Annotated in this window: 4 protein-coding genes; 3 read left to right on the forward strand and 1 reads right to left on the reverse strand. The window is 58.8% G+C overall.

The genetic code is table 11. The annotated features are described in order from the left end of the window. A partial coding sequence (locus GNZ13_RS51870; protein ID WP_216675310.1) for a hypothetical protein occupies window positions 1-354 on the forward strand: 354 nt, incomplete at its 5' end. A 630-nt stretch (window positions 355-984) separates the two neighbouring features. Beyond that, window positions 985-1,131, forward strand: a complete 147-nt coding sequence (locus tag GNZ13_RS48640; RefSeq protein WP_172178423.1) for a hypothetical protein — start codon at window positions 985-987, stop codon at window positions 1,129-1,131. A 569-nt stretch (window positions 1,132-1,700) separates the two neighbouring features. On the opposite strand, the gene GNZ13_RS48645 is transcribed toward GNZ13_RS48640, so the two are convergent. Next, window positions 1,701-1,988: a hypothetical protein gene (locus GNZ13_RS48645; protein ID WP_216675311.1), complete on the reverse strand. Its 288-nt coding sequence runs from the start codon at window positions 1,986-1,988 to the stop codon at window positions 1,701-1,703. A 1,416-nt stretch (window positions 1,989-3,404) separates the two neighbouring features. Between GNZ13_RS48645 and GNZ13_RS48650 the strand changes: the two genes are divergently transcribed. Beyond that, the coding region (locus GNZ13_RS48650; protein WP_172178425.1) for an IS4/Tn5 family transposase DNA-binding protein at window positions 3,405-3,491 on the forward strand (87 nt) is incomplete at its 3' end.

Here is a 3,491-nt window from a genome sequence, read left to right on the forward strand (position 1 = left end):
CGCCGTGACCGCCTGCGCCTGCGCCTGAACCGCCCGCGCCCGAACCGCCTCCGCCGTGACCGCCTGCGCCTGCACCCGAACCGCCTGCGCCCGAACCGCCCGCGCCCGAACCGCCCGCGCCCGAACCGCCCGCGCCCGAACCGCCTCCGCCGGGAGCGCCAGCAGGGCGACCTGCAGCCAGCTGCAGTGAAGCAGAATTTGGAGAAGGCGCACCGCGGTGATCGGACGGAGCGGAAGACACAGGCGGGGCGAGCTCAGCACTGCCAATTGCAGCTCCCCGGGCAGGAGGTGACGATGATCCCGCGACATGACCGGACGAAGACGCTTGTTGCGTTGGCGATGTGGGTCGGGTGATCCCGGGCGCATGCCGCGCGATTGCTCTCACGTGCGGCGCCGAATGGCGGCGATTCTGTGTGGCGGCATAGCTTGCTTGACCAGGCCCTCGTGTAACCGACTGCGGCGCAACAGAATCCGGAGTAGGTCCAGCGCGGTGATCGGACGGAGCGGAAGACACAGGCGGGGCGAGCTCAGCACTGGCAACCGCGGTTCCGCGAGCGGGAGGCGACGATGGTAGTGCGACATGACCGGACCAAGACGTGAGTCGCGCTGGCGACGTGGGTCCGATGATCCCGAGCGCCTGATCATAGTCGAACCGATCGCCATACGCGACGATACCCATGACCCCGACAGCCAATGCGCTTGCCGACGCAACCCAAAGCGCAAGGCGTCTGCCCCGCGCAGGCGGTGCGGCCTTGATGTCTGCATCGGGGCTACCTGCACCCGAATGCGCAAGCTCGGCCTGTCTGAACATTTCAACACGCTTCGGATCGTTTCGTCTGATCCTTCCATTCACTACTTTCATGTGCCGTCCCCTTGCGGAGTGCTCATCGAAATGAGCCGCGGGCCGTTCTGCGTGCTCGCCTCCTGGTTCCGCCATGGCAATGGGAGCGGTGTACCAGGTTTTCTATCGTAAGCCTTTGCGCTATGAAAACGCTCGCCATCTTCCTGGCCAATCCGGACGGGTGGCCGGAGTCGCCATCCGGCGTGCTTTTCCGCGATGACTCCACAGTTGGCGACGACACGATGCAGACGAAGCATTCGCTGTGCCTGTTAGGCCGAACCCCCAATTGAATTGTGAGATCGTGGACATAGCATGGGCATTCACGATCCAACAGGGATCTGCGCCAGGCGAGGCGGGGGTCGAACTGGGACGCACAAAAATTTGCACTCGGGGGGAATTGCGGTGTGCGGCTTACGTTACGCCGATGCACTGAAGGAAATCCTAGTTTCCAGGAAAATCTGATGCACGATGACCCGGAACATGTTGTTCGTCGGATTCAACCGATGAGCAGTTTTGTAAGAAATTTTTGATTTTGTAAATTCCAAAAACCGCGACCGTCGCGCGCCCACGCTAAAGGACCATCGTGGCCGGTTGCGTGGCGAAGTCATCAGATTAAATGATGTAAATAATGCTTTTGCCCTCGTTACAAACGAAGATTTTTCGTCTTGAAGCGAGCGGTGGCGAACGATACCTTCAAGTCACTCGTGCGGTCTCCCGAGTCCTGCGAGTGTGTGATTCAGGCGGCGTCCCGACACCCGGCCGGCGGCGCCGCTTTCTTTGTGTGTCGGGGCTTCCAGCTACGGCGTTGCAAGGTGCGCTTACATGAATAAGTCAGCGTGGGCGCAGCGCATTCAGCATTTCATCTGGATGGAATTTCGTCCGGAATACCGCTCCGGGATGCCTGTGTCTCGTGCTGCATACCATCGACGCTGCCGTCGCGCTCGCATATCCATGCAAACGCCCATTGTTGGGCAACTTCGATCGCCTCTTCCTCCGTGTCGAAATAGGAAAGATCACGCTCGATGTGCATTTCGCCGTCAACGTTATCGTCAGCCGAAACGCGAACCAGTCGCGCGTGCGCAAAGAATTTTCCAAGGGAGAAGTCCGGCGTCGCGTCTATGATCCACCCACGGTACCCGCATTGCATGATTACCTCCTATATCTAGGCTAATCGGGATTCGAAAAGGCAAAGCATGGGTTCGTCGTACGTAATCGCTAAACCTCCTTTCCAGGTCAAAAGTTCGCGGGCTTCCGTATCAGCGGTAGATGGGGTAGACGTTCGCTCTGGACTGCCGATTCAGTTATAGACCTTCGGCGACCCGACAGTGATTCCAACTGTCGATGAAAGCAAATTCAAACAGACCACCGAATCGAGCGTTCCGAGGGCTCCTTCCCACCCTACCGTGGCGATTCGAGCCTAGCTTGCGGAAGGCCAAATTGCATCGAGCAGAGACGCTTGGCGATGGCGAAAGCGCGAACTGGCACACACCAAAGCCTCGGGGTAATGGCATGGCGACGATCGGCCGCCAAGACGCTTTCCGGGCCTGCAACGGGCTAACTGCAGGCCGGCAACGACGCAGGCGCCACCGCGACGGCCGATCGGTCGTGCAGGCTGCGGGCGGTCCGGCGGCTTCAAGATCGCAGTCCCCCTCCCCGCCTGCCCTGCTCTCGGGTGGCTGGTTTTGATGCAGTAGGCCGCCGGCCACCACCGCGCCAGTCTGCGCCGGGTTCAGGGGCAATTTCAGGGCCACCCGAGTGATGCGATGTGATGCGCGCAGCGGAGGGTTCCTTGCGGTTGCTGGGTCGGCTTCGAACGCTTCTCGCTATGGATCGCTCACGTCGTCGCACTCGGGATTGGCTTATGGCTTCAGTCGACCCGTGGCTGGATGGCGCGTGCTGCGCGAGCTGTTTGCGAAGATCCCCGGCCTTCGAAGCCCCTTCCCGACTGATACTCGAATATGTGCCACGCCTCACTGTCAGCCATAAATTCGCCGCAGCAGAGGGACGCTGACCGTTTAGGGGGTTGGTCCTACCAAAGGCTAATTGCGCTGTTCAGCAGGGTACCCTGAACCGATCGCGGTGGACCCCAACAGTTCCGCGGCAGCAGCTATATGCGTTCATGGCTGAGTGCGACGCGGCTCCACTCCCCGCTCAAACACGAAAATCAGCACATTTGTTTTAAATATTCGTGGAAACGGAGTCTCGATAAGCCGCTCTATTCCTCGCCTTCATGTTCATGCTTTAATGGATACTCTTTTCCGGTAATTCGTTCGTATATTTCGGATACCGTCTTATAGGCATCTAGTCGATCCGGTATTGTGTAATCCTCAAGTCTTTCAATGTGTTGAGATTTTTCAGTTGCGAAAGTGACAAAAGACAACAAACCCATGACTGATCGTCTAAACTTTGCGCCCGGCGATGCGGCAGGCTTAACGCATTTCGTTATACAGATCTTGGCCGGCGAGTTTCGGTCGCGAAAAAGCCTGTTTACTTTCAATGAGATAAAGCAGCGCTTGTAAACTAGCGGCGGATCGCGTTTACTCTCCGCTTTTGAGCGGACGCCTTGGTTACCGAATCGACACCCTGGACGCAAACGGAATTCGGGCAACTGGACCTGGGCGACGCGCGCCTGAACAAGCGAGCGAGGCTT

The sequence above is a fragment of the Paraburkholderia elongata genome, assembly GCF_013177735.1.
Taxonomy (GTDB): domain Bacteria; phylum Pseudomonadota; class Gammaproteobacteria; order Burkholderiales; family Burkholderiaceae; genus Paraburkholderia; species Paraburkholderia elongata.